The organism is Clostridioides sp. ES-W-0018-02, from assembly GCF_020658175.1.
GTDB lineage: Bacteria > Bacillota > Clostridia > Peptostreptococcales > Peptostreptococcaceae > Clostridioides.
The window spans coordinates 70,219-95,617 of record NZ_JACVVY010000007.1 but is presented as its reverse complement, the minus strand read 5'-3'; the positions used below and the strand labels follow the sequence as shown (position 1 = coordinate 95,617).

The following is a 25,399-nucleotide window of genomic DNA, read 5'->3' as shown; positions in this document are numbered from 1 at the left end:
GCTAAAAGCCTGTTCTTTAAGAACAGGCTTTAAAAAACAGAAAGTAGGTTGATTTATGGATATAAGCAGAAGTGTAGATAATAGTTTAAATAGAACAGTAGAATTCCTAAAAGAATTAATAAAAATTGATACACAACAAGGTGAACCTATTTCACAATGTCCTTTTGGTATCGGACCTAAAAAATCTTTAGATAAAACTTTAGATTACTGCACTAGTTTGGGTTTTAGCGTTAAAAATATTGATAATTATATTGGATATGCAGAAATTGGAGAGGGAGAAGAATTAATAGGAATTCCAATGCATTTAGATGTAGTTCCTCCTGGAGATGGCTGGAGTGTAGATCCATTTTCGGGAGCAGTAATTGACAATGTTATTTATGGAAGAGGTGCCATAGATAATAAGGGGGCTGTATCTATGCTTATACATGTATTGAAAAACATAAAGGATATGTACCCTACAATTAATAAAAGAATAAGATTAATTTTTGGTACAAATGAGGAAACAGGTATGAAGTGTATCAAATATTACTTAGATAAAGGTGAAGAAATTCCAAGTATGGGCTTTACTCCAGATGCTATGTATCCAGTGGTTAATGGAGAAAAAGGAAGAGTTCATATAAGGATAGAAAAAGAGATTAAAATTGATAAAAGTAAACCTTACATAATAGTAAATGGAGGAACTAAAGAAAATGTTGTTCCGTCTTATTGTACTGCAAAGATTATTAATGGAATTATTTCAGAATTAACTACTAAAGGAGTAGCTGTGCATGCAAGTAATCCTGAAAAGGGAGAAAATGCTATATCTAAAATGATAATAAAGATAGTTAAAGATAATATGGATTTTCAGTATAGAGAAGATATAGAATTAGTTTCAAAATACCTTTGCAGTGACTATTATGGAGATGCATTGGGAATTAATCAATATGATGAGGTGTTCAAAAGCACTACTTTAAATTTAGGAATATTAAAAGTGAATGAAGAAAAAATCATATGTGAGCTAGATATAAGGTATGGTAAAAATATAGTTTTAAACAATATAATAGATAGATTCAAAAAGTTTTTTTGTAATGGTTGGAAAATAAAGATTATTGATCATAAAGACTTACATTATGTGGATGAGAGTAGTTTAGTACTTAAAAAGTTATTAGAAGCCTATGAAAAAGTAACAGATGAAAATGGATATACAATTGCTATGGGTGGTGGCACATATGCAAGTTGGTTTAAAGATATGGTGGCGTTTGGACCTAAGTTCTTAGAGTATAAAACTGGTGGTCATGGAGCAGATGAAAGAGTACCAATAGAGCATATACGAAAGAATATGGAGATATATACCTTGGCTTTAATAAAACTATTAGAATTGTAAAAGGAAAATAGAACTTATGTGCAAATATAATTAAGAATACATTAAAGGTAGGTATACCTGGAACTGGGAAAATAGGAATAAAAATAGCAGCTGAACTTGGTGGTGTTATTAAAACAATAAGGTTTTTGAGTTTGGAAATATTTATGTGTATTCTTTAAATAAAAGTTTATCTTTTAAGTGATAATTAAATATTTATTGATAAGGCTATGGCTTTAAAAATCATAGGCTTATTTTGATATCTTTTCCATTTTTGCAAAAATTATTATCCCTTTAAGAAAATTTCTTGAATTTTTTGAAATATTTTTTTATTAACTTAAAGTTAAAATTCTTTCTTCAAAGTAAATACTTAAATGAGCTAAAATTTGAGTCCAATTTCTAATTACCTTTGGTTCAAAATATCCATTTCGGTCTCTTGGAATATTTAAAGTTATTTCTCCAAAATCTGATTTAACATTTTTATTTCTATATCCATTTCTAGAGTTTTAGTATTTTTATTCTTATTATCATACCTATCATAACCTAGATGCTCATCAAGCTCCGCTTCTAACATTTGATGAATTGTACTTGCAAATAAATCCTTTAACATGTCTTGAACATCTGTAGTTGTTTTAACATCATATTCTTCAATAAGTTTTTTTAATATTTTGTTTTTGTTAAACATAAAAAGTGTGCACCTTCATTTATATAGTGATATTTAATATTTTAATTATCATTACTTTTTAGAAGAATACACACTTTATTTTAAAGACCAAGTTAATATTAATTAATTTTATATTATAGAAATAAATTTTTCTAATGCTGGATTTGTATTGTTTTTATTCCATACAACTACAACCTCGATTCTATTTTGTACTTCATTTATAGGTACAATTGCAATATCCTGTTTTATCATAGTATCTACAACACAAAATGAAGGTAAAATGGATATACCCATGTTAGAGGCTACTAGTGACTCAATAGTATTAAAATCATTTGAACGTTGTACAACATTAGGTACAAATCCCGCTTCACGATATCTATTCTGTATCATGGATTTTTGCCCATACTCATCTCCTGTTTCCTTTACAAAAATAAACTTCTCATGTTGTAGCTCAATTAAATCAATAGAATCCTCATTGCAAAGTGGATGACCATGGGGTAAAAGAGCTACCAAAGAATATCTTTCTACAGTTTTATATTCAAAATCTTTTAATGGTTGATTCTCTGGATTAATAACAAAGGCAAGATCCATAAAATTATTTTTTACTAAGTTTAAAAGTTCAGTTATCTCGTTAGTACAAATTTCCATAGATATATTAGGGTATGTATTAGAAAATTCTTTTAAATATTGTTGGAATTTGTTTTTTTCATATCCTATTAAGATTCCGATACTCAAAGTTCCAAAAGAACCATGTGCAAATTGTTGTGTCTTTTCAATAGCGTCATTGATATTTTTTATTATAGTACGAGCCTCAGATAAAAAAACTTTTCCAGCTGGTGTTAGCTCAACATGTCGTTTACTTCTTGTAAATAGAGTCACATTTATTTTTTCTTCTAAAGCTTTTATTTGTTGTGTAACAGCAGTTTGGGAAATATAAAACTTTTCTGCTGTTTTGGTAAAACTTAGATTTTCTGCTACAGATATAAAATATTCCAATTGCTTAGTATTCAAATAATCACCCCTATTTAAACTTTATTGTTTGTAGACCTTATTCATATATAATTAAAACTTATTATAGTATAAGAAAATTTACTTTTAAATAATATTGGAAAATATTTGTATAAAAATATATGTTTTAGACATATTTCTATATTAGGTTTTATAAAATTATCAAAGATAGATTAACTACTCCCTCCTCAACATAAGTAGGCTGGAAAGGTAGTTAATATGGAGTAGTTCAATAATAAGAATAACTTATATATTCCCATGAAAACGATATTGGATTTAAGTAAGTTTGTCTCATAAAATGAAAGTATAGCAATTAATAATATTTTAAATGAGAAGGGAGAAAAAATGGAAGATAAATTTTATGCAAAAGGAAAAGGAAATAACGGATATGTTAAAAATCTTGAAGTTTGTTCCTTTAATAACTTAGATGGAACTTGTGGAATGTTTCAGATGGCTCTGTACAAAAGAGATGAAAAATACTATTTATATGGATGTTGTTTTGGGGGAAGTAAAAAAAATGGAGTAATGATTAGTGATGTGACAGATCCTTATAATCCACAATTTATAAAACATTTTCAAATGTTAAATCCAAAAGAGTATCCTACAACAACTACTCCAAAAATTCAAATAGCAGATGATTTAATGATAGTAGCTATGAGTTGTGGAAGTGGACCAGGAGCACTTGTAGATCAAGCTAAATTAGCAAGTATTAAGTGTGAAGCAGGAATCAGAATATATAGTTTAAAAGAAGACCCTTTAAATCCTAAGTTTTTAGGTTACTGGGATTGTGGATTAAAGCATGTAATGGGTGTTCATAGATTTATGTACAATGGTGGAAGATATGTACATTTATCAAGTGATTGTGTTGGATTTGAAGGTCTGATTTATAGAGTTATAGATATAATAGATCCAACTAATCCAGTGGAAATAGGTAAGTGGTGGAGACCAGACCAATATGCAGATGGATACCCAGATAGAACTTTTGATGCAGGAGCACCTCATTGCCCAGAATTTATGGATAAAGGATGGCTTCATGGACCACCATTTGTAAGAGATGGAAAAGCATATTGTGGTTATGGAGGAGCTGGTTTAGTTGTATTAGATGTTGAAGATTTAACAAGACCAAGATGCTTAGGTGAATTACCATTTATGCCTGCATTTTCTAGTAAACTCGCAGGAGCAAGAACTCATACAGCACTACCATTACCAGGAAGAGATTTAGTTGTTGTGCAAAATGAGGGAGAACGTTTCCAGTTTTTTAAGCCAGAGAGTATTACAGATGTTCAAGCTATGAATAATATACATATGGTTGATGTTAGTAATCCAACAAGACCAACATTAATTGCTCAATTCCCATATCCTGAAGTACCAAAGGATTTCCCATATCCTAACTTTAATGTTGCAGGGCTAGGAAAACCAGGGCCATTTGGTCCACATAACCTTCATGAGCCAATGGATAATAAACCATGGCTAGAGCAAAGAGGAGATAGAGTATATTGCTGTTATTTCCATGCAGGATTAAGGGTTTATGATGTATCAGATCCATATTACATCAAAGAGTTAGCATATTTTATACCACCAAATCCAAATAAAACGCCAGAAGAATCTTATTTCCCAGGATTCCCTGGACCACGCTTGGCAGTAACAGAAGATCTTATTGTTGACGATAGAGGTTACATCATTGTAGATGCCCTAGATGATGGATTCTATATATTAAAAATGAAAGAAGATTAATAAACACTAAAGAGGGAGAGTTAAAAATGAAAATACTAGGTATTTCTTTTGGAACAAAAAATGGAAATAATGACACCATGTGTAAAGTGGCACTTAAAGGTGCTCAAGAAGCAGGAGCTGAAGTAGAATTTATTCAAATGTCATCTCTTAACATTAAACATTGTACTGGATGTTGTGCATGTGTTAAGACTTTATTATCTGGAAAAGGTAGTATGTGTGTATTAAAGGATGATTTTGAATGGTTACTTGACAAAATGAAAGATGCAGATGGGATAGTAGTTTCAGACCCTATATTTGAGGAAGGAGCATCAGGTCTATTCCATACTATAATGGACCGTTTTGGACCAAGAGCAGATAGAGGAAATAATATTATAGGAATAAAAGTTGCAGAAGCTACAGGAGGAAAAACTCCAGACCCAAGAATGCTTAATGATAAAGTAATATCATTCATGGGAATAGGAGGGTCAGACTGGGGTACAAGAGTTCAATGTGAGCATGCTATGTTAGCATTAATACCAATGTGGAAAGTTATAGATAATGCTTGGTTCCCATGGGCAAAGGAATTAGTAATGGATGGCTCAAAACTTGCTCAAGTTCATCAAATAGGTTTAAACATAGTTGAAGCAGCAGAAGATTTTGAAAAAGCTTTATACAAAGGAGAAGAAGGAGTCTGTCCACATTGTAATAATAGATTATTCTACCTTGAGCCAGGTACTAAAAAATCAATATGTGCTCTATGTGGTATAGTTGGAGAATTAGATACTGCAAGTGGAAAAACTGTATTTAGTTTCCCAGAAGAGCAATTAGGTCATGCTCATGATACTTTAGCAGGTAAGTTTATACATGGTGATGATATTAAGAAAATGGAAGGTCATTATGCAGAAGTTCGTAAAACACCAGAATTTAAAGAAAGAAAAGCCGCTTACAATTTTATAGAACCATTAACCAAAGAAAAGCATGCGGAACTTTCATTAGGAGAATAATTAAAATATGAAGATTCATATTTTAATTAGTGTTATAGGAGATTTATTATATGAATGAAAAGCCACACTTTAAACAAATTGGAATTATTAATATAGTAAATAATATCCAAATAGCACTTATCATATCGACTATAGAAGCAATTATTGCTTTAGTACCTGCATATTACAATGTTAGATTAGCTCCAGTGTTCATTGCTATGTTTATACCACTACACTTAATTTGTTTTGTAGTATCTATGATTGCAAATCCAATAACAATAAGGTTAGTGGGAATGAATCAAGCTATAGAAACTACTAATTATAATATAGGAAATGGATAGAAAGAAAAAAGAAATATTAACACTATCCATAGGGATTGCTTTACTACCTCCTTTATGGGCAGTGTTAGCACCTTATATAGGAATAAAAACTGGAGCAGTAGCATTAATTTGTGCAGGATTATATGTAACAAATGGTAATAAACGAAAAGATGGATTAAAAATAATGTTTGGTTTTTGGTGTGGAGATTTATGGGCAGTGTTGGCTATTATAATTATGGAATACATAAATCTCAACCCAAATCTAGAATTATTTTTAACACTTGGTATATTAGGTTTTTTTGCAGTTATAATTGCATCCTTATTTGAAAAAGTAATTTTCTTACCATCATGGCTTTGTGGTTGGGCCATAGGTCTAACTATTATGACAGGTGAAAGTATTATTAACTTACAAAGTCTTTGTATTCAAGTTGCTGTGGCTATGGCAGTAGGAGTATGGTATGTAGGAGCAGGCGTAGATTTATTTACTGTATGTATTTTGGAGAAAGATAAAAAAACGGGAAATTGAAAGCATATGAATATAATTTGATTATAGGAGAATGTTTATGGGATTTGAATTTAAAATAATGAGAAGTTTAATATATGTAGGACTTGCTAAGGAAGAGTATAGACCTAAATTAATGGACTGGTTATATCGCTACCATATTCCAGATAGTATTAGTAATTTTGGACCATATTGTACTAAATATGCTTTTTATCAAGCATATCCTACACCAGATGAAGGCGAACGTTTTGGTGTACGTAAGATGCAATTAACAGAGCATTATTGGATTGTAGATGAACATATGCCTGAAATGGCAAATAGAATTATGACAGAATACATGCCTATGGATGTTCTCCGTTGGCAAGGGTGTATACCAGATGTGGAGAATAAAAAAGTTCATGAGAATGCAGAAAGTGGAGATGCAGGACGTGCAGTAGGTGGGGATAATGGATGTCCACCATTTATATTTGCTTTTGTTCCAATAAACTGGGAAGAAGATTTTAGAGGAAAAGGACGTACTGTACAAGATGGACCAAACTATCGTTGGCAATTTATGATTAAGTACCCAGATGGAATTTCTAAAGAAGAAGGAGAAGGATGGTTCTATGATGAGGTAGTTCCATACTTTACAAACTGCTGTTATGTTAATCGTTTTGTAAGTAGTAAAATCATGATTAACTATGGAGCAACTGCCTTTGATCGTGTAGTAGAACTATGGTTTGAAGGAGAAGAAGAATGGTATAAAGCTGTGGTTGAGGGGACAAAATCATTTATCAAAAAGCCAGAATGGGCACAAGAAGAAGAGTTCCCATATTTAAAACCACAATTTAATATTGCCTCAGTATTCTTAGGCGATATAGCAACTATGGACGCATATTCACAGTATCGTGGATATATTCCAATGAGATAAAATCAAGAAGTTCCTTTTATGATGACAAATAGTTAAAATAATAAAACTGTTATCATGAAGGGAACATTTTTGTGTCTAGAAAAACTTTTGAAGTAAAAGTTAAATATGTGAGAGTGTATCTTAAAGGTAAAGAATCATTGTTAGATACATGTAGATAATATAATATTTACAATGTATCATATTAATAAGTTTATACTTGAGTTATGAAGTAAAAAGAGTAATTCCAAAGATTACAAATGGTATGATGATTGTGATACTTCAAGTTTTAGAAAGTGTTGGAATTGTTAATAGGAAGAAATTTAATGAACATGAAGAACTCATATAACAGTAGGAGGATACAATGTATACAATTGGACAGTATCTAAATTTTTAGGAATATCTAGAGACACACTAAAATTTTATGAGAACAAAGGCTTAGTAAATCCCAAGAAAAATGATGAAAACAGATATAGAAAATATAATCAGTTTGATATATATGATATTACAACAATAAATTTTTAGAGAGAAATGGAGATAGAAATTAAAAAGATTCAAGAAATAAGAAAAAGTAAGAGTATAAACAACTTAGAACTTTTGCTATAAGAGAAAGAACAAACTCTTTAAGAATGTAAGGGATAATCATATGCTAAGTGAGTGATATGATTATCTCTTATTTATTAATTGAATTTAAGTAAAAATTACTTGTAGATATTCTCTTAAGCTGGAGCCTAGTTTTAATAGGTTTTTCACAATAAAAATTTATAGGCTAATATTTATTTTTATAGTAAAATATAAAGAAATTATTAGAGGAATATTCAAGGAGGAATAGGTATGGTTTTATTAATTGTTGATACACAAAAACTAATAACAAATGAAAAATTATATAAATTTCATGAATTTGTAGTAAATATAGAAAGCTTAATTGATACAGCAAGAAAAAATAATATAGAAGTAATCTATGTACGTCATGACGATGGAGTTGAAAATGAGTTGACTAAAGGTAAAAACGGATTTGAAATATATGAAAAATTTAAACCATGTGATGAAGAAAAAATCTTTGATAAAGGAGTAAATAGTGCTTTTAAGGGAACAGGCTTACTAGAATACTTAAAAAGTACTAGTGAAAAAAATATAATTATTGCTGGACTTCAAACAGATTACTGTATTGATGCTACTATAAAATGTGGATTTGAACATGGATTTAACATAATAGTCCCAGCTTATGCAAATACAACTGTTGATAATTCATTTATGTCAGCAGAACAATCATATAAATACTACAATGAATTTATCTGGAATGAAAGATATGCAGAATGTATTTCAGTGGACGAAACACTTAGAAGGATGAAATAAATATAGATTATTACATAAGAAAAAACTTAACTTATTTAGTCTAAAATATTAAAATCATAAGGAACATAGACTGTGACATTTATATTTACATAAGTTGATTTCAAATTTAAATTCCAACAAGGGATGTTAAATTCCAAATTAAAAATCAGACTTAATATATTAGAGTTATATATAAGGCACATCAATTTTATTTTGAATTAATGTGCTTTTTAGTTGTAGTAATTTATTCATAATCAATATAATTTTTATTATTTAAATCAATTTTTCTTGTGTTTCTTTATTTAAGAAACTCTTTTTTTATCTATAGAATCTATACATGTATTATAGTTTGTATTTTAGATAAGTTTAATTTTTGTCTTAATCTAAAACAAAAGTTAGACTTAAATGAAATTGAAAAGGCTAAAATTATCAAATAAAATAAATATTGTGGAGGTGATGAAAATCTAGTGATAATATAAAGACTAATCTTAACAAGAAAGTAGGGATTAATAGAAGTGGATAAAGAAATTGTATCAATTCTTCAGGTTTTATTAAATAGCACATTGATTACAGCTGACGAACTACAAGAAGAATCTAATGCATCAAAGAGGCAAATTACTTATAGAATAAATAAAATCAATGACATACTTAAAGTAAAAAAAGTACCACTTATATATTTAAGAGCTGATAAAGATATTATTGTTAAAAAAGATACAAAAGATGCAATTAGAGAAATCCTCGAAAAAAACTATTCTAAGAATACTTACTATTTTAGCAAAACAGAAAGACTTTTATATATGTATTTAATGCTTTTTATTAATCTGGAGGATATTTCAATTAATCATTTTATAGATTCTATAAAAGTAAGTAGGTCTACTGTAAATCTTGATTTTAAAGATTTGATACCAGAACTTGAAAAAAAGAACATTAAAGTTAAGAACAATCGTATAAACGGATATTACCTAGTCGGGAATGAGATGGAAATTAGAAGAGTACTTATTAAAAACATTATAGAAACTCTATCTAATGAGAAAAGTTCAAGAGTATTTGATATTTTTATTGAAGAGTATAAGTTAGATAGTTTTGAAGAAGCTAAAAAAATTATATTAAAGCTTGTAAAAAAATATGAAATTACTTTTGTTGAAGATAGATTAATAGAGTTTATATATATCTTTATCTTTCTAAAAGCAAGAATGTATTCAAATAGAATAGTTATTCAAGAAAATATAGATATTCCTAATATTGCAGTCATGAGTTCGATGAAGGAATACAAATTTGCTAGGGAGTTATTAGAAGTATATGAGAGTAAAGAGAAGATAAAATCTCATAATATAATGTATATTAGTGCTTGGATTTTAGGTATATCAGTAGGAAATGATGAAGAAGATACAGAAGATAGAGCTGTTATTTCAAAAATTGTAAATAAAATGATGACAAAGTTTGGATATTTAAGTGGAGTTTATTATATAAGTCAAGAAAAAATATTTAAGAGACTATATTCTCATTTTAGACCAGCCTATTACAGACTTTTATTTAAATTACCTATTTATAATCCAATTTGTGAAAAGGTAAAAGAAGAATATAGATTAGTTTATAGAATTGTGAGTAATGCAATGAAAGAGTTTTGTGGGCTATTTGGAGAAGACATTCAAGAAGAGGAATTGGCATATTTAACTATGCATTTTGCAACCCTTTTCTCAGATAAAAAAGAGTTTGATGGACCTAGAAAAAGGAGAGCATTGATAGTTTGTTCAAATGGTGTTGGCAGTTCAGCTATTTTACATGCAGAACTTACAAGCTTGTTCCCTGATTTGCATTTTCTACCAATACTAGAATCCTCTGAACTGGGAAATATTAGTGAATCTGTAGACATTGTGTTTACAACTAATTATAAGGCGGAGGGTTTAAAAACAGATGTGCCAGTGATTAAAGTTAGTCCTGTTATGACCCCAAAAGAAAAATATAAGGTTACACGTGAAGTGTACATTCAATTGGGTGATATTTTTTTAAGGCAACCTAAAATCGATGAGGTTATGGATATAATAAAAAAATATGCGAAAGTAACTTCTGAAAGTATGCTTTCAAGTGAGTTATTAGCCTATTTTACACAGATAGAAAATTTTACGTCTAAGGAAGGAGAAGGACCTATGCTAAGTGACATTACTAATGAAACGCTAATAAAACTAAGGATAAAAGCTAAAGATTGGGAGGAAGCTATTAGACAGTCAGCTTCTGTCTTAGTTGAAAATAATAAAGTAACTGAAGCCTATGTAGATGCTATGGTTAATTCAGCAAAAGCGTCTGGACCATACATAGTAATTACAAAACATGTGGCACTTCCACATGCTAGACCAGAAGCAGGGGCAAAAGAAATTGCAATAGGGATTGCTACTTTAGAAAATCCTGTTGAATTTGGAAATGATAATAATGACCCTGTAAAATATGTATTTTGCTTAAGTGCAATAGATAATAATAGTCATTTACGTGCTATGTCAGAGTTAGTTGAACTATTGGAAGAAGAAGAATTCTTTAGAGTTTTGGATAATGCTAAGGAAGCTAATGAAATTATTGATTTTATAAAAACACATGAATTATAAAAGGGGGATTTAATTATGTATAAAATTTTAATCGCATGTAGAGCAGGAGTTGGCTCAAGTTTGATGTTAAAAATAAAGACTCAACAAATTATTAAGGAAAATAATTTTCCAATTGAAGTAGAGCATGGTTCATTAGACTCCTTAAATGGATTCAATGGAGATGCTGTAGAAACATTAATTGATGTTGCTGAAGAGTTAAAAAATAAAAATTTGAAATTTGATATAATTGGAATTCACAACATTGTTGACCGTAATGAAATTAAAACAGCATTAGAAAAATTTCTTGCATCAAAAGAAAAATAAAATTTAATAGAATAAGGAGGGCTATTTATGGAGTTTATTATTAGTTTATTGAGTACGCCAGCTGTTTTACTTGGTGTAGTTGCATTTATAGGATTGATTCTTCAAAAGAAACCAGCTGTTGAAGTATTTACTGGAGCTTCAAAAACACTTATAGGTTTCTTGATATTTGGTATTGGTGCTTCAGCTATGACTGGAGCATTACAGAACTTCAATAAATTATTTCAACAAGGTTTTGGAATTACAGGTGTTATAGCTTCACCAGAAGCAGCTACTGCACTTGCACAAGGTACATATGGTTTTGCGGTTTCATGTACATTGATTCTTGGATTCATATTAAACTTAGTTTTTGCACGTATTACAAGATTCAAAAATATTTTCTTTACAACAGGTCATAGTTTATTCTTTTCTTGTGTATTAGTTTTGATTATGAAAGCACATGGATTCGATAACACAATTACTATTTTAGTGGGTGGTACTATCTTAGGATTTATGTCTGCTGCATTACCTCAATTCTGTCAACCATTTATGCGTGAACTGACAGGTGGGGATGAACAAGCTATTGGTCACTTCAACATGATTGGTTATGGCTTATCAGGTTATATTGGTCGTTTATTTTCAAAGCATAAAGAAGAAACAACAGAAACGATTAAATTTCCTAAGTGGTTATCAATATTTAGAGATTTCTTAATGGGTCTGTCTATAGTTATGTTAATCTTATTCTATGTAGCAACTTTAAAAGCTGGACACGCATTTACTCAGGAACTTGCTGGCTCAACACATTGGTTAGTATTCCCTCTTATAGAAGCATTTACATTCGTAGCTGGTATGTCAATATTAATGTCTGGTGTTCGTATGTTCTTGGCTGAAATAACTGCAGCATTCGTAATTATTTCAGAAAAATATATTCCAGGTTCACGTCCTGCATTAGATGTACCAACAGTATTTCCATACGCACCAAATGCAGTTATTATTGGATTTATCTCAGCATATGCTGCTGGTCTATTAGCAATTGTTATTATGGCATCATTTCCTAATATATTCCCTGTAGTAATTATTCCAGCTGCTCATATATGTTTCTTCTCAGGTGGTACAGCTGCGGTATTTGGTAATGCATCAGGAGGATGGAGAGGAGCTATTGTTGGCTCATTCGTTGTAGGATTATTTCTTGCATTCTTACCAGTTATACTATATCCAGTTTATGGAACACTTGGTATAGAAGGAGCAACTTTCCCTAATATTGATTATAACGTGGTTGGTTCAATATTACATAATATTTTACAATTTATAAAACCTATCTAAAACATATTAATATTATACAAGGATAATAGGTATTCCTATTATAATTTTAAGGAGGATAAATCTATGGTAGAAAATACATTACCTGTATTTCTAGAGAATCTATCTAATGAAGTTGCAACGTTCATTGCTTCAATAGATGAAGTATCTATAAACAAAGCATGTGATTTAATTTTCGAAGCAGAAAGAAGTTATGGACGTGTGCATGTAACTGGTATTGGTAAACCAGGTCATGTATCAGGGTATATTTCTTCATTACTTTCATCTACTGGAACACCAGCATATGTATTGCATGGTACAGAAGCAGTACATGGGTCAAGTGGTCAAGTACTTGAGGGTGATGTTGTTATTGCAATATCGAATAGTGGTGAAACTCAAGAATTAAAAGCAACTGTTGAAACATTAAAAGCAAATGGAGCAAAAATAATTGGGGTGAGTGGTAATGTTGATTCATACTTAAAAAATTCTTCTGATATATTCCTATTTGCAGGCGTTAAACAGGAAGGAGATTGCCTTAATAAGGCTCCTCGTGCATCAATTCTTGCTGAAACTATAGTATTACAATCATTAAGTGTTGCACTTCAGTACGCTAAAGGTCTTGATGCAAAGCAGTATTTAAAGTGGCATCCAGGAGGAAGTCTTGGAAAGTCTATTAGAGAGGGAATATAATTTTATGAAATATAAAGGTATTATATGTGCAATGATAACTCCATTTGATGAAAATCAAAATATCAATCCACACGCAACATGTGAATTGATTGATTATCTAATTGATAGAGGAATCTATGGATTATTTATTTTAGGAACTAATGGTGAATGTCATGTGCTTACAGATGATGAAAAGGTTGAATTTGCAAAGATTGTTATCAATCACACTAACAATCGTGTACCTGTTTTTGTTGGAACAGGAGGTAATTCAACTCGTGAAGTTATAAGTTTATCCAAGAGAATGGAAGAAATAGGTGCAAGTGCATTATCAATTATTACGCCATATTTTGTAACACCAACACAACAGGAATTAATTTTACATTATAAAACTATTGCTAATGCAGTTAACTTACCAATTATGATGTATAACATGCCAAGTAAGACTGGAATTAATATTGAACCTGAGTCAGTACATGAATTATCTAAGGTAAAGAATATTGTTGGAATAAAGGATAGTAGTGGTAAGCTTGATAATATAAAAGCTTATATTGAAATAACTAGGAATGAAGACTTTAGTGTATTTTCAGGTTCAGATTCCCTTATTCTTGATACTTTGAAATCTGGTGGGCAAGGTGCTGTAGCAGCCACAGCAAATTTTTTAACAGAGATTGATATTGCTATTTATGATAACTTTATTAAGGGTGATTTAAGAGCAGCTCAAAAAGCTCAAAATAGTATTGAAGAACTTCGTCGTATCCTAAAATTTGGGACTATTCCATCTGTTATAAAGAAAACTGTTGTCTTGAATGGAATTAATGTTGGGACTGCACGACTTCCTGTAATTGAGCCAATGGGAGAATTGCTTGAAGAAATTAAGCAAGTAGTTGAAAATTATAAAACTTTATTCAATAAAAACTGTGAGAATAGATAACACAGATAGTGACATCACATTGACATATAACTAATATAGTATTGTAAAATGGGATTGGAATTAATGAAGAATCAAAATGCTTTGATGAATGTAGAGGTGAATGGTATGAAAAAGATGAATATAACTAAAAGAATGGTAGAATGTGGAGCTCTAGCAATTGTAAGAGTGGAAACACTTGAGCGTGCATGTGAGATTGCTGAAGGCTGTATTAAAGGTGGAGTACCAGTTATAGAAATGAGTTATACCTTGAATAATGCTGGAGAAATCATTCAAGGGCTTAGCAAAAAGTATGGTAAAAGACTTTGTGTGGGTGCTGGAACAGTTTTGGATAGTGAAACAGCTCGTCATGCCATTTTACATGGAGCTCAGTTCATTATTGCACCGAATTACAATGAAGGTGTAGCAAAAACTTGTAATAGATATCAAATTCCTTACGCACCAGGGTGTACATCACTAACAGAAGCAGTAGATGCATTGAGTTTAGGAGCTACCTTTATCAAAGCTTTTCCAATATCAGATTTCTATGGACCTAAACTAGTAAAGGTATTTAAAACACCAATACCTGATACGCCAATATTGGCAAGTGGTGGAATTACTCTTGATAACTTGCATATATGGTTGGAAAATGGTGTTGATGTGTGTGGATTTGGTGGGTTATTAACCAAGGGTAGTGTTGAAGATATTGCTGAAAATGCCAGAAAGATTCGTGAAACAATTAAAAATATAAGAAAAGCTTAAAGTTAGAGCTGTTGCTGAACAATTATAGATTGATGTGTAACAGCTTTTTTTTTACGAAGAGTAGCTTATTTTCAAGAAATAAATTTCATTTAAAATTCCAAAAAAGGAGTTGAATTTAAAATTTGATTAGAAAAAAATCAATTTTAAGGCAACTCCTTTATTATTTTTTTATTTGAAATGTAGATAAATTCAGCAATGCAACTAATAGTTAACATGGTGCAACTATATAAGTCTTGTGAATAAATCAATAAATAAATATAATTTAAATTGAGATGAGGTGATTATGTTGAACTTGGGGGAAAGTTTAAAAAGACTAAGAAAAGAAAGAAATCTATCACAAGAACAACTTGCTGAAATGCTAAATGTATCTAGGCAAGCTATATCAAAATGGGAATCCAATAAAACATATCCAGATATAGAAAATTTAATACTATTAAGAAATCTATTTAATGTAACTTTAGATGATTTGATAGTTAATACAAATAAAACTGAAGCTGAAGATACGATTGTACCAGGTAAATTACCTACTGATAATATCGCAGATTATGATAAAAATGAGGAAGAAAATGACCCATCAGATAATTTAATTATAGGTGGTTTTATAATTGGCATCTCAATTGGATTTGTCACAAGTAATTTTATGTGGGGGATAGTTGGTAGTTTTATAGGTATGGGAATTAGTTATATACTGGACTATATAAAAAAATAGAATAAATTAAATTTTAAAAAAGTTAAACCTACAGATTTACTTTTAGTTGAAGATTGAGGTAGTTTTTCTGATGCTATATTAGATAATAATTATCTAGGTATAACCACTTACTTTTTAATTATTGATAAGAAAGAAAATAAATTTATTAAACAATTTTAGTACATTTACTGTAGTACACTTAAAAATAAAACTTTATAATAATGAATAATTAACATAGACCATATAAGATAATTACTTATGTGGTTATTTTTTAGTGAAGAAATTACTTATAGTATAGCAAATAACTATACTATAAGTAATAGATACAGTTTTTATGTGTATAGTATATAACATAGAATAAAAAACAAAGAATATATTTAATTGATATTAAAAAGAATTTAAGAATAGATAGTATCTCTAAGTTTAAAAAAATGAATATTAATATATAATTAACTCGAAAAACATATAGTTTTATAAGATAATTTAGAAGAATATTTAAAAATACGTATTAAAAATAGCAATGGTCAATCAGACTTGTAGAGTTAATACAAAACACTGTAGATAGTATATTTAAATTGATATGATTTTCTATTATTTTTTCCATAATTTCAATGGTTTTATCTTATTTTTCTATTTAGAAAAGGACTGATTTAAAGTTCAAGTTATGATATAATTTCATTAAAAGAAGGCAAATTTTAGATAAATATCAGAAAATTATGGTTAAGAAACAATAAGTTCCACCCTATATATAAAATTAATCAAGTTTTGTTTGCAACAAATCAAACCTATTGCCTAAATTAGAAGAAATCAATTTGTATAATTTTTGAAGTTGTAGCATTAGGGAAATCAACAATAGCCATACCTTTAGCATTCAAGCTGGACGATGTGTGAAAATTTAAAAGTTAAATAAAACAATATTGTAAATAAAATAATTTGACACACTGATTATTCACTTTTATCATTATGCTAATTAGCACAATAGATTAGAAGTGGGTATAAAGAGAGGAGGATAATTAAAAATGAAGCAAGAAGATACTGGGACACATCGAATGTGTAAAGAAGAGAAAGTAACAAATAATGAAGTTATTTCAGAGGACATGCTAAAAGCTATGGATATTGGAGTTAGTAAGCATATTTTAGATGATTCATTTACAATTATCTGGGGAAATACAGCTTTTTATCAGTTGTTGGGATATACAGAGAAAGAATTTTTGTCTCATTTTTCTAGTCTTAGACATTATTATGAAGATAATCTTTATCATTTTGAAGCTATGAAAAGTCATTTTTTAGATGCTTATCAGAATGGTAAGAAAAGTGTAGAATATCAAACTTGCATTCCAGTAAATCATGGAGAATATGTTTGGGTAATAATGACTGGTATATTAGTTGAGCCACAGGAGGATGGAAAAGCAATAGTCTATATCATATATTCAAATATTGATGAGTTAAAAATTAGACAGAATGAACTATATGAGATGGAAAAAGAAAGTACAGAGAGTTTTAAGTGGATGATGTCAGAGTATGCTGGAAATGTATATATAAGTGATATGGATACATATGAGTTGTTGTACGTAAATAAACAGTCATGTAATACTCTACAGGCATCAGCAAATGAGGTGATTGGGAAAAAATGCTATGAGGTAATTCAAGGTAGAACTTCCCCATGTCCATTCTGTACCAATTCATGTTTAAAAAAAGATGAGACATATGAATGGGAGTTTTACAATTCCAAGTTGAAGCGAACATTTATGATTAAAAATCGTATGATAAATTGGGAAGGACACAGAGCACGCATAGAGTTGTCTTATGATATGTACAGTTCTGAGTATAAACTTGCAAAAAAAGATCAGGAAAGAGAATCAATCCTGAAAACTATTCCAGCAGGAATGATTCGAATGGATGCAAGGGATTATCTTACAATACTCTGGTATAATGATATATTTCTGAATATGATTGAATATACAAAGGAGCAGTTTAAAGAGGAACTTAATAGCCAATGTTTATATTTATATCCTGAGGATTATAAGCGTGCGAAGATGATGGCGCAAGATTTAAAAGAGTCTGGAGATAATGTTGTATTTGAAGCAAGAGCATATACGCGCTCAAAAGAAGAACGTATATGGACTATCACTCTATGTTATATTAGTGGAGAAGACAGTTGGGATGGAATACCATCTTTTTATAGTGTAGGACTTGATATTACAAAAGAAAGAAAACAGATTGAGAAATTGCAATACATAGCAGAGAAAGATGCATTGACAGGAATTTATAATCGTGCTGAAACAGAAAAGCAGATTAAGGAATATGTTGAACAAAATTTAGATGCTATGGGTGCGCTATTTATGATTGATACAGATAATTTCAAACATATTAATGATACAGAAGGTCACATGATTGGAGACATAGTGCTCACAGAGATGGCATCAGGCATGAAAAAAATAATGCGCGATAGTGATGTTGTTGGCAGAATAGGTGGAGATGAGTTTGCAATTTTTATGAAGAACATTTCTTCAACTAAAGATGCAGAAAAGAAAGCAGAAGAATTGCTGTATATGTTCCGTCATCTATTTCAGAAAGAAAAAAGCTCTGTAAAAGTAACCTGTAGTATTGGAATCTCTATATATCCGAAAGATGGTAATACATTCAAGGAAATGTATACAAGAGCTGATAAGGCTTTATATCAGGCAAAAAGTTTGGGTAAAAACAATTATGTCATCTATAATCATGATGCCTTTAAAGGCTTGGAAGAATTGAATTACTCTTCTCTTGGGACAGCTATTGATTCAGAAAAAAAATACGTCGAATCTTCTGATAATCTTACACGTTATATATTCCGTGTCCTTTATCAGACCGATAATATAGACCAGACGATTAATATGATACTTGAAATTATTGGTAAGCAGTTTAATGTGAGTCGTGCTTATATCTTTGAAAATTCAGAAGATGGTCGATACACTTCTAATACTTATGAATGGTGTAATGAGGGAATCATTCCTCAAATAGAATACTTGCAAAATGCTGATTATGAGGACTATGGAGATTATGAAAAACTCTTTGAAGATGATTCTGTTTTCTATTGTCGTGATGTACATACATTAAGTCCTGAATTAGAGGAATTGTTTTCTAGTCAAGACATACATTCCACACTTCAATGTGCATATAGAGAAGATGAGGTATTCAGAGGATTTGTTGGATTTGATGAATGTACTGGTCTACGTCTATGGACACAAGAAGAAGTCAGTACATTAGCTTTGATTTCTCAAGTTCTATCAATATTTTTGCAACGTAAGAAAAAGAAGAAATTAAATCAACAGATGCAGCAATACCAGGCTATTATAGATAGTATTGATCAATGTATTTATGTTGTTGATAAGGAAGATAATTTGTTATTGTATGGAAATAAAAGATTTAAGAGTACATATCCTAAATTACATATTGGGCAGTATTGTAATTATGACTCTATAGATATTAATAAGACTCTTATAACATGGAATCAAAAGGAAGCATATTTATGTGTCAGTATGATTTAGTAGTAAAAGAAGTACTATGTTGGGCATAAATTAAATTTTACTTTAGACAAAATATTTTCGTTGACTATAGGAAATATTAGAGTTCTTATTTAAGGAATTAGGTAAATTTTGTAATGATATTGAAATATCAATTTATAAAAAATAGTATTAGTTTTAAAAGCAGTTGATTATAACAGATTGACTGTTTTTTCTTTTATAAATATTTAAAACTATAAGTACAAGGCTATATTTGTCAATATAAGTATAATGTGGTATCATATAGGCTCAAAAGAAATTTTATATATTTAAAAATAAAATTAAAAATAATAAATGGAGGACATATGAATATGGAAAATTTGCCAAATTGCCCGAAATGTAATTCAGAATATACTTATGAAGATGGAACTCTTCTAGTTTGCCCAGAATGCTCTCATGAGTGGACTTTAGAACTAGATACAGAAGAAGATACAAACATTATTAAAGATGTAAATGGAAATGTGTTAAATGATGGAGATGCTGTGACAGTAATCAGAGACCTTAAAGTAAAAGGAAGTTCATCATCTATAAAAATAGGAACAAAAGTAAAAAGTATACGTTTAATTCATGACCCATCTGATGGGCATGATATAGAATGTAAAATAGATGGTTTTGGAGCTATGAAACTAAAGTCTTCTGTTGTCAAAAAAGCATAGTATAAAAAATTTGTGGTATTTATGAAATAATCTATATAGCTATTATACAAATATAAATTTAAGACTTTAATGTAGTAATAGAAAATTCATTAGGAGGGTAACGTATGTGTTATTTTTTAAAAGGTGAAGAACAAGATTATTATGTAAATAAAGTAATGGAAGAAATGAAAAAAGTAGTACCTATAGTATACAGATGCTGTGAAGATAGTGAAGATGGAGAAGCAGTAGTTGGGTGTGACGAAAATGGGGAAGCAAAGTTATGGATAACATTTGGCCCAAATGAAAGATTAGAAATGGATAAACACATAGAAAAAGGTACATTACTAGAATATATTATTGGTTAAGAAAGAAATCTTATGATTTCTTTCTTTTTTTGTGACAAATTTAGATTATATATTTAAAAAGAAAATTAATGATGCAATACAAACATCAATTCACATTGGAGAATAAAAAGCGAAAAATTTTTAGTTTATTCTGCAATGTGTAATATTAGACCATTGTGGATGCAAAAACTATTGGCATGAAAAAGGCATTGTCACAAATATTAATATTGATAGATTACTGTATACTATTGGAATAAAGGACACTTTAACTTATAATTAAGAAGAAGTAATTTTGTATAAATAGTTTAAAAATAACTTGTTAATAAATATTAATTTATATTATAAAATGTAAAAATAAAAGGAGAGTAAATATGAAAGCTATACATAGAGATACATATAATAATCAATTATTTAAAGATTTAAAAATTGATTGTGAAAAGTGCTTTGGACTTTGTTGTGTGGCACTTTATTTTTCTGCTTCAGAAGGTTTTCCTGCTGATAAGGAATCAGGTAAGCCATGCACTAACTTACAATCAGATTTTAAATGTTCTGTACATAAAAATCTTAGAAATCAAGGATTTAGAGGCTGTACTACGTATGATTGCTTTGGTTCGGGTCAAAAGGTAGCACAGGTAACATACAAGGGAAAAAACTGGATACAAGAGCCAGAATTAGCAAACCAGATGTTTGAAGTATTTTTAATTATGAGGCAGTTACATGAAATGTTATGGTATCTTAAAGAAGCATCTACATTAGATATACCTAATTCAATCAAAGAAAAACTCAATCTAATAATTGAAGAAACTGATGAGCTAACTAATATGAGTCCAGAACAACTAATAGATTTAGATATAATATCACATCGAACAAAAGTTAATTCATTATTGTCACAAGCTAGTGACTTTGTACTAGAAAAAGCTAAATCCTTTGTAAAGACTTCTAATTTTAAAAATAAGAAAAAATTAAGTAAAAGTATAGATTTAATAGGAGTAGACCTTAGAAAAACAAATTTAATAGGAGCAGATTTAAAAGGTAAATTTCTTATAGCGGCTAATTTAAGGGAAACAGATTTAAGTGGTGCTAATTTGATAGGGGCAGATTTAAGAGACTGCGATATTAGAGGGGCAAATCTTAAAAATAGTGTATTCCTTACACAATTACAGATTAATACTGCAAAGGGAGATTCTAATACGAAGTTACCAGATACACTAGTACATCCTAAATACTGGGATAAATAATTAAATTATTACATAACTTTACAAAATATGAACCTTTTTGACTCCAGTTCATAGTATATATTAGAGATTCTTTAGAGGAATTTCTTAATATATAATATAATAGGAGAGATATAAAAATGAGTTGTCAAAATTGTAAATGTGAAAAAAATTATATGTATGAGGATTATAAATATAATAAGTGTAATAAGTGCTATAATGACTATGAAGAAATGACACATGTCCATGAATACTCAGAAAGTGTTAAATTAGCAGAAGAATGTGAAGATAGACATAATCATCGTGCTGCAGGAGTTACAGGTGAAGTTATACCAATAAATGGCGGAACAAATCATGTTCATAAAATAAATGATAATGTAGATTTTCTTGACCATTTCCACAAGATATGTGTTACAACAGGTCCAGCAATTAATATACCAGGAACTAATAAGCATGTTCACTTAGTATGTGGAAATACTACTGTTAGTGATGGTCATTGCCATAAATTCCTTTTTACTACTCAAATAGAAGCACCTTTAGTATAAACTAAGGTAAATTATTGTAGCAAATTTATTGAATGTAAGTAAAGTATAAAAGTGTATTATATACAATGTTTAAACTTAATGAGGACTATGATATTAGCTTTCATAGTCCTTTATAACTTCTATCTTTGATAAAAAAGAATATTCATTTATAAGTATCAGAGGTATTTTAACTAGTATTCAACAGTGAATTTATTTGCCCAAAATACATAATTATAAATTATAATAAACTATTTACAAAATAAAATTTTATCGTGATTATACTTAACATAAGGTTGTACTATGTAATTAAAATATACTATGGAGAGGAGATTATTATGAGCTCTGAAATAGTTTTTGAAGTTAAACAAAGGAGTGCAAAAGAGCTTCAAGAGATGTTACAAATTTGGGAATCATCAGTAAGAGCAACACATGATTTTTTGACAAAAAAAGATATTGAATCTTTGAAGCCAGTAGTTAAAATTGGTTTGACACAAGTAGAAACTATGGTTTGTTTAAAAGTTGATAACATGATTAAAGCTTTTATGGGAATAGATAAAGATAAAATTGAAATGTTATTTATAAAAGATGAATATAGGGGTAATGGTATTGGAAAAAAACTAATATTATATGCTATAGATAAATACAATATAAAATATGTTGATGTAAATGAACAAAATAAAAAAGCAGTGGGATTTTATATTCACTTAGGATTTAAAGAGTTTGATAGGTCTGAAATAGATGGGCAAGGGAATCCATTTCCAATATTACATATGAGGCTAAGTTAATATAGATATAGTTAAATGAAAAAATATGCATATGAAAATATAAATATGCATATAGAGAATTCTACAACTTAAATAAAATTGTAATTGTCCTAATCTATTTGGGTAAATATGATACTATATTTGCTACAGAACTTACAAATGATAATACACTAAAATATGACTGTAAAGAAGGAAGAAAGTTATATTTAGTTATTGTTTGATATGTCCAATAAAATAATATTATAAAATGATAAACCTTATAATTTTAATTCTAGCAATTAAATTTGAAAATAATTTATTTTATTTTCTATAGATTCAGCACTATATTAAATATATAAGCAAATACAAGTTAATAGTAAAAAGCACTTTCTTAAGAAGAAGAAAGTGCTTTTTTATTTGTGAATAGTTGTAAATATAATAATTTGAGAGATATTAAATTATAAATTATTAAAAGATAATATATATTTAAGTGATTTACAGGTTAAAATATAATAAAAAGATTAAGGGGATATCATGAAAAAGAAAGTTTTAAATAATTTTATAAAATTGGTGAAATATAACTGGAGTACATTAATTCTATTTGAGCTATTTCATAAAGGATTAGCTTTGTTGATTATATTACCATCAATCAAACTTGTATTAAGTAGCTCTATGAAAAGTGCAAATATAGTGTATTTAAGTACTGATAACATAGGAGAAATATTAACGAATCCTCTATCAATAATATTAGCCATACTGTCAATTATAATATTGGCGTTTTATATGTTTTTTGAATTTACTTCAGTGATTATTTGTTTTGATAAATCACGAATTTCTGAAAAAATTACTTTGTTTAAACTTATTAAATTATCCTTAAGAAAATCTATAAACATATTGAATCCTAAAAATATATTATTATTTGTGTTTGTATTACTAATAGTTCCATTAACGAATATAGCCCTAACCTCAGGCTTTATAGGGAAAATAAAACTTCCTGAATATATATTGGATTATATAAGTTCTAATATTGTTCTGAATATAATTTATATGGTTTTAATTTTAATATTATATATATCAGTCATTAGATGGATTTTTAGTATACATGAGGTAACTCTAAATACAAATAGTTTTAAAGAAGCAAGGAAAAAAAGTGCTAGCCTTACAAAAGGAAAAGCAATAAAATTAATACTTTATTCCTTAGGATTATCTCTAATAATTACTGTTATGGGGTATATAATTTATCATGTTATTATTATATTGATAGGAATATGGACTAAAAATTACACAAATGCAAACTTTTTAAAAGATATATTTATTAGTAGATGCATTATGTTTAATGATTATGCAGCATTTATTTCATCAATAGCTATATTTATAATTAGTACTGGATTTATTTCTGCATTTTATTATGAATATAATGACATTCGTGTCTATAAAAAGAATCTAAAAAAACAAAAAAACTCAATAAAGTCAGTATTAAAAGTTACTTTGAAAATAGTAGTAATTTTATTTATCTTACATATTGAGTCAATGATGTACTCTTTAAATAATGATATTTTATTTAATACTTCATTTTTTTACAACACAACAGCAACGGCTCACAGGGTTTCAGCGTTGGTTGCTCCAGAAAACACTATAGCAGCATTTAAAGAAACCTTCATAACTCAAGCTGAATATGCTGAAATTGATGTTCAAGAAACTAAAGATGGAGAGTTGATTTTATTTCATGACTCTAATTTTGAAAGAGTCGCTGGTGTAAATAAAAATGTTTGGGAAGTGAATTATGATGAAATTAAGACATATGATGTAGGAAGTCATTTTAGGTCAGATTTTGCTGGGGAGAAAATACCAACTCTTGATGAGGCAATGAAGTATTCTAAAGGCAAAATAAAATTGCTAATAGAAATAAAGCTTAATGGTCATGAAAAAACTGATGTAGAAAAAAGAGTATTAGAGCTAATTAAATCAAATAGAATAGATAATCAATGCGTTGTAGCATCCATGAATAAAAATGTATTAAAAAGGGTTAAAAAATTAAATCCCAATATGGTAACTTGTTATTTAACAGCAGTTGCATATGGGAATTTTTATGACTGGGACTATGTTGACATATATGGAATAGAGTCCACCTTTATAAATAAAAAGGTAGTAGATAACATACATCAAAAAGGAAAACAAGTTTTTGTATGGACTATTAATAGCAGTAAATTAATGAAAAAAATGATTATTTTAAATGTAGATAGTATAATTACAGATAATCCATTTTTAGTAGATGATGCAATTTATTGGCAGAAAAATGGATTCATAAATAGAGTAGCTAATTATTTATTTAGGCATGATTCTAATAAAGATATAATTGAAGTGTATTAGACTAAAAAATGTGCAAATTGCAAAATAATAATATATTTATTTTATAATATTTTTAAATAACCGTATCATAGTG

At 29.0% G+C, this 25,399-nt stretch carries 26 protein-coding genes; 23 read left to right on the top strand and 3 right to left on the bottom strand.

Annotated elements, in window-relative coordinates:
- The first annotated feature begins 55 nt into the window (after window positions 1-55).
- Window positions 56-1,363 (top strand): M20 family metallopeptidase, encoded by a 1,308-nt coding sequence (locus tag IC219_RS15490; protein ID WP_227831480.1) that lies wholly within the window; start codon window positions 56-58, stop codon window positions 1,361-1,363.
- Window positions 1,364-1,671: 308 nt separating this feature from the next.
- On the opposite strand, the gene IC219_RS21795 is transcribed toward IC219_RS15490, so the two are convergent.
- The 3 genes from IC219_RS21795 to IC219_RS15480 form a co-directional block, all read right to left on the bottom strand.
- Window positions 1,672-1,794, bottom strand: coding sequence for a hypothetical protein (locus IC219_RS21795; RefSeq protein WP_413926954.1), 123 nt, complete (start codon window positions 1,792-1,794; stop codon window positions 1,672-1,674).
- On the bottom strand, window positions 1,791-2,024 hold the full coding sequence (locus IC219_RS15485) for a transposase (protein ID WP_255606218.1): 234 nt from the start codon (window positions 2,022-2,024) through the stop codon (window positions 1,791-1,793). The genes IC219_RS21795 and IC219_RS15485 overlap by 4 nt, the downstream gene beginning before the upstream one ends.
- Before the next feature lie 108 nt (window positions 2,025-2,132).
- The gene (locus IC219_RS15480) at window positions 2,133-3,014 is read right to left on the bottom strand and encodes a LysR family transcriptional regulator (RefSeq protein ID WP_227436494.1); all 882 of its coding nucleotides are present in this window, start codon (window positions 3,012-3,014) and stop codon (window positions 2,133-2,135) included.
- Between the two features lie 342 nt (window positions 3,015-3,356).
- Here IC219_RS15480 and IC219_RS15475 point away from each other — a divergent pair, with 342 nt between their 5' ends.
- The 22 genes from IC219_RS15475 (at window position 3,357) to IC219_RS15370 (ending at window position 25,326) form a co-directional block, all read left to right on the top strand.
- Window positions 3,357-4,745, top strand: coding sequence for a hypothetical protein (locus IC219_RS15475; RefSeq protein ID WP_227831479.1), 1,389 nt, complete (start codon window positions 3,357-3,359; stop codon window positions 4,743-4,745).
- 26 nt (window positions 4,746-4,771) lie between these two features.
- A complete protein-coding gene (locus IC219_RS15470) occupies window positions 4,772-5,728 on the top strand; it encodes a flavodoxin family protein (RefSeq protein WP_227436490.1) in 957 nt (318 codons plus the stop codon).
- A gap of 50 nt (window positions 5,729-5,778) precedes the next feature.
- Window positions 5,779-6,048: a hypothetical protein gene (locus IC219_RS15465; RefSeq protein ID WP_227436488.1), complete on the top strand. Its 270-nt coding sequence runs from the start codon at window positions 5,779-5,781 to the stop codon at window positions 6,046-6,048.
- On the top strand, window positions 6,041-6,553 hold the full coding sequence (locus IC219_RS15460; protein ID WP_227436486.1) for a DUF1097 domain-containing protein: 513 nt from the start codon (window positions 6,041-6,043) through the stop codon (window positions 6,551-6,553). Before IC219_RS15465 ends, IC219_RS15460 begins: the two co-directional genes overlap by 8 nt.
- 31 nt (window positions 6,554-6,584) lie before the next feature.
- Window positions 6,585-7,439, top strand: a complete 855-nt coding sequence (locus tag IC219_RS15455; RefSeq protein ID WP_227483308.1) for an acetyl-CoA hydrolase — start codon at window positions 6,585-6,587, stop codon at window positions 7,437-7,439.
- Window positions 7,440-7,635: 196 nt separating this feature from the next.
- Window positions 7,636-7,764 (top strand): winged helix-turn-helix transcriptional regulator, encoded by a 129-nt coding sequence (locus IC219_RS15450; protein WP_227831478.1) that lies wholly within the window; start codon window positions 7,636-7,638, stop codon window positions 7,762-7,764.
- On the top strand, window positions 7,761-7,940 hold the full coding sequence (locus IC219_RS22070; protein ID WP_227831495.1) for a MerR family transcriptional regulator: 180 nt from the start codon (window positions 7,761-7,763) through the stop codon (window positions 7,938-7,940). The genes IC219_RS15450 and IC219_RS22070 overlap by 4 nt, the downstream gene beginning before the upstream one ends.
- Window positions 7,941-8,249: 309 nt before the next feature.
- Window positions 8,250-8,771: a cysteine hydrolase family protein gene (locus tag IC219_RS15440; RefSeq protein ID WP_227831477.1), complete on the top strand. Its 522-nt coding sequence runs from the start codon at window positions 8,250-8,252 to the stop codon at window positions 8,769-8,771.
- 494 nt (window positions 8,772-9,265) lie between these two features.
- On the top strand, window positions 9,266-11,347 hold the full coding sequence (locus IC219_RS15435; RefSeq protein WP_227483306.1) for a BglG family transcription antiterminator: 2,082 nt from the start codon (window positions 9,266-9,268) through the stop codon (window positions 11,345-11,347).
- Window positions 11,348-11,362: 15 nt separating this feature from the next.
- Window positions 11,363-11,650, top strand: coding sequence for a PTS sugar transporter subunit IIB (locus IC219_RS15430; RefSeq protein ID WP_227436477.1), 288 nt, complete (start codon window positions 11,363-11,365; stop codon window positions 11,648-11,650).
- A gap of 27 nt (window positions 11,651-11,677) precedes the next feature.
- Window positions 11,678-12,949 (top strand): PTS ascorbate transporter subunit IIC, encoded by a 1,272-nt coding sequence (locus tag IC219_RS15425; protein WP_227825068.1) that lies wholly within the window; start codon window positions 11,678-11,680, stop codon window positions 12,947-12,949.
- Between the two features lie 63 nt (window positions 12,950-13,012).
- Window positions 13,013-13,615, top strand: coding sequence for a KpsF/GutQ family sugar-phosphate isomerase (locus tag IC219_RS15420; protein WP_227436474.1), 603 nt, complete (start codon window positions 13,013-13,015; stop codon window positions 13,613-13,615).
- A 4-nt stretch (window positions 13,616-13,619) separates the two neighbouring features.
- Window positions 13,620-14,525 (top strand): 4-hydroxy-tetrahydrodipicolinate synthase, encoded by a 906-nt coding sequence (gene dapA / locus IC219_RS15415; RefSeq protein WP_227483334.1) that lies wholly within the window; start codon window positions 13,620-13,622, stop codon window positions 14,523-14,525.
- Window positions 14,526-14,630: 105 nt separating this feature from the next.
- Window positions 14,631-15,263 (top strand): ketohydroxyglutarate aldolase, encoded by a 633-nt coding sequence (locus IC219_RS15410; protein ID WP_227831494.1) that lies wholly within the window; start codon window positions 14,631-14,633, stop codon window positions 15,261-15,263.
- A gap of 283 nt (window positions 15,264-15,546) precedes the next feature.
- Entirely contained in the window at window positions 15,547-15,972 is a 426-nt protein-coding gene (locus IC219_RS15405; protein ID WP_227436472.1) for a helix-turn-helix domain-containing protein, read from the top strand.
- 998 nt (window positions 15,973-16,970) lie between these two features.
- Complete coding sequence (locus IC219_RS15400) at window positions 16,971-19,481, top strand: diguanylate cyclase domain-containing protein (RefSeq protein WP_227831476.1); 2,511 nt, start codon at window positions 16,971-16,973, stop codon at window positions 19,479-19,481.
- 326 nt (window positions 19,482-19,807) lie between these two features.
- Window positions 19,808-20,152: a zinc ribbon domain-containing protein YjdM gene (locus tag IC219_RS15395; RefSeq protein ID WP_227436468.1), complete on the top strand. Its 345-nt coding sequence runs from the start codon at window positions 19,808-19,810 to the stop codon at window positions 20,150-20,152.
- A gap of 104 nt (window positions 20,153-20,256) precedes the next feature.
- Window positions 20,257-20,496: a hypothetical protein gene (locus IC219_RS15390; RefSeq protein WP_227436466.1), complete on the top strand. Its 240-nt coding sequence runs from the start codon at window positions 20,257-20,259 to the stop codon at window positions 20,494-20,496.
- A 350-nt stretch (window positions 20,497-20,846) separates the two neighbouring features.
- Window positions 20,847-21,713, top strand: coding sequence for a pentapeptide repeat-containing protein (locus IC219_RS15385; RefSeq protein WP_227483302.1), 867 nt, complete (start codon window positions 20,847-20,849; stop codon window positions 21,711-21,713).
- Window positions 21,714-21,829: 116 nt separating this feature from the next.
- Window positions 21,830-22,234, top strand: a complete 405-nt coding sequence (locus tag IC219_RS15380) for a YmaF family protein (RefSeq protein WP_227436462.1) — start codon at window positions 21,830-21,832, stop codon at window positions 22,232-22,234.
- Between the two features lie 314 nt (window positions 22,235-22,548).
- Entirely contained in the window at window positions 22,549-22,998 is a 450-nt protein-coding gene (locus IC219_RS15375) for a GNAT family N-acetyltransferase (RefSeq protein ID WP_227483301.1), read from the top strand.
- A gap of 492 nt (window positions 22,999-23,490) precedes the next feature.
- Window positions 23,491-25,326, top strand: coding sequence for a glycerophosphodiester phosphodiesterase (locus tag IC219_RS15370; protein WP_227831475.1), 1,836 nt, complete (start codon window positions 23,491-23,493; stop codon window positions 25,324-25,326).
- Window positions 25,327-25,399 lie beyond the last annotated feature (73 nt).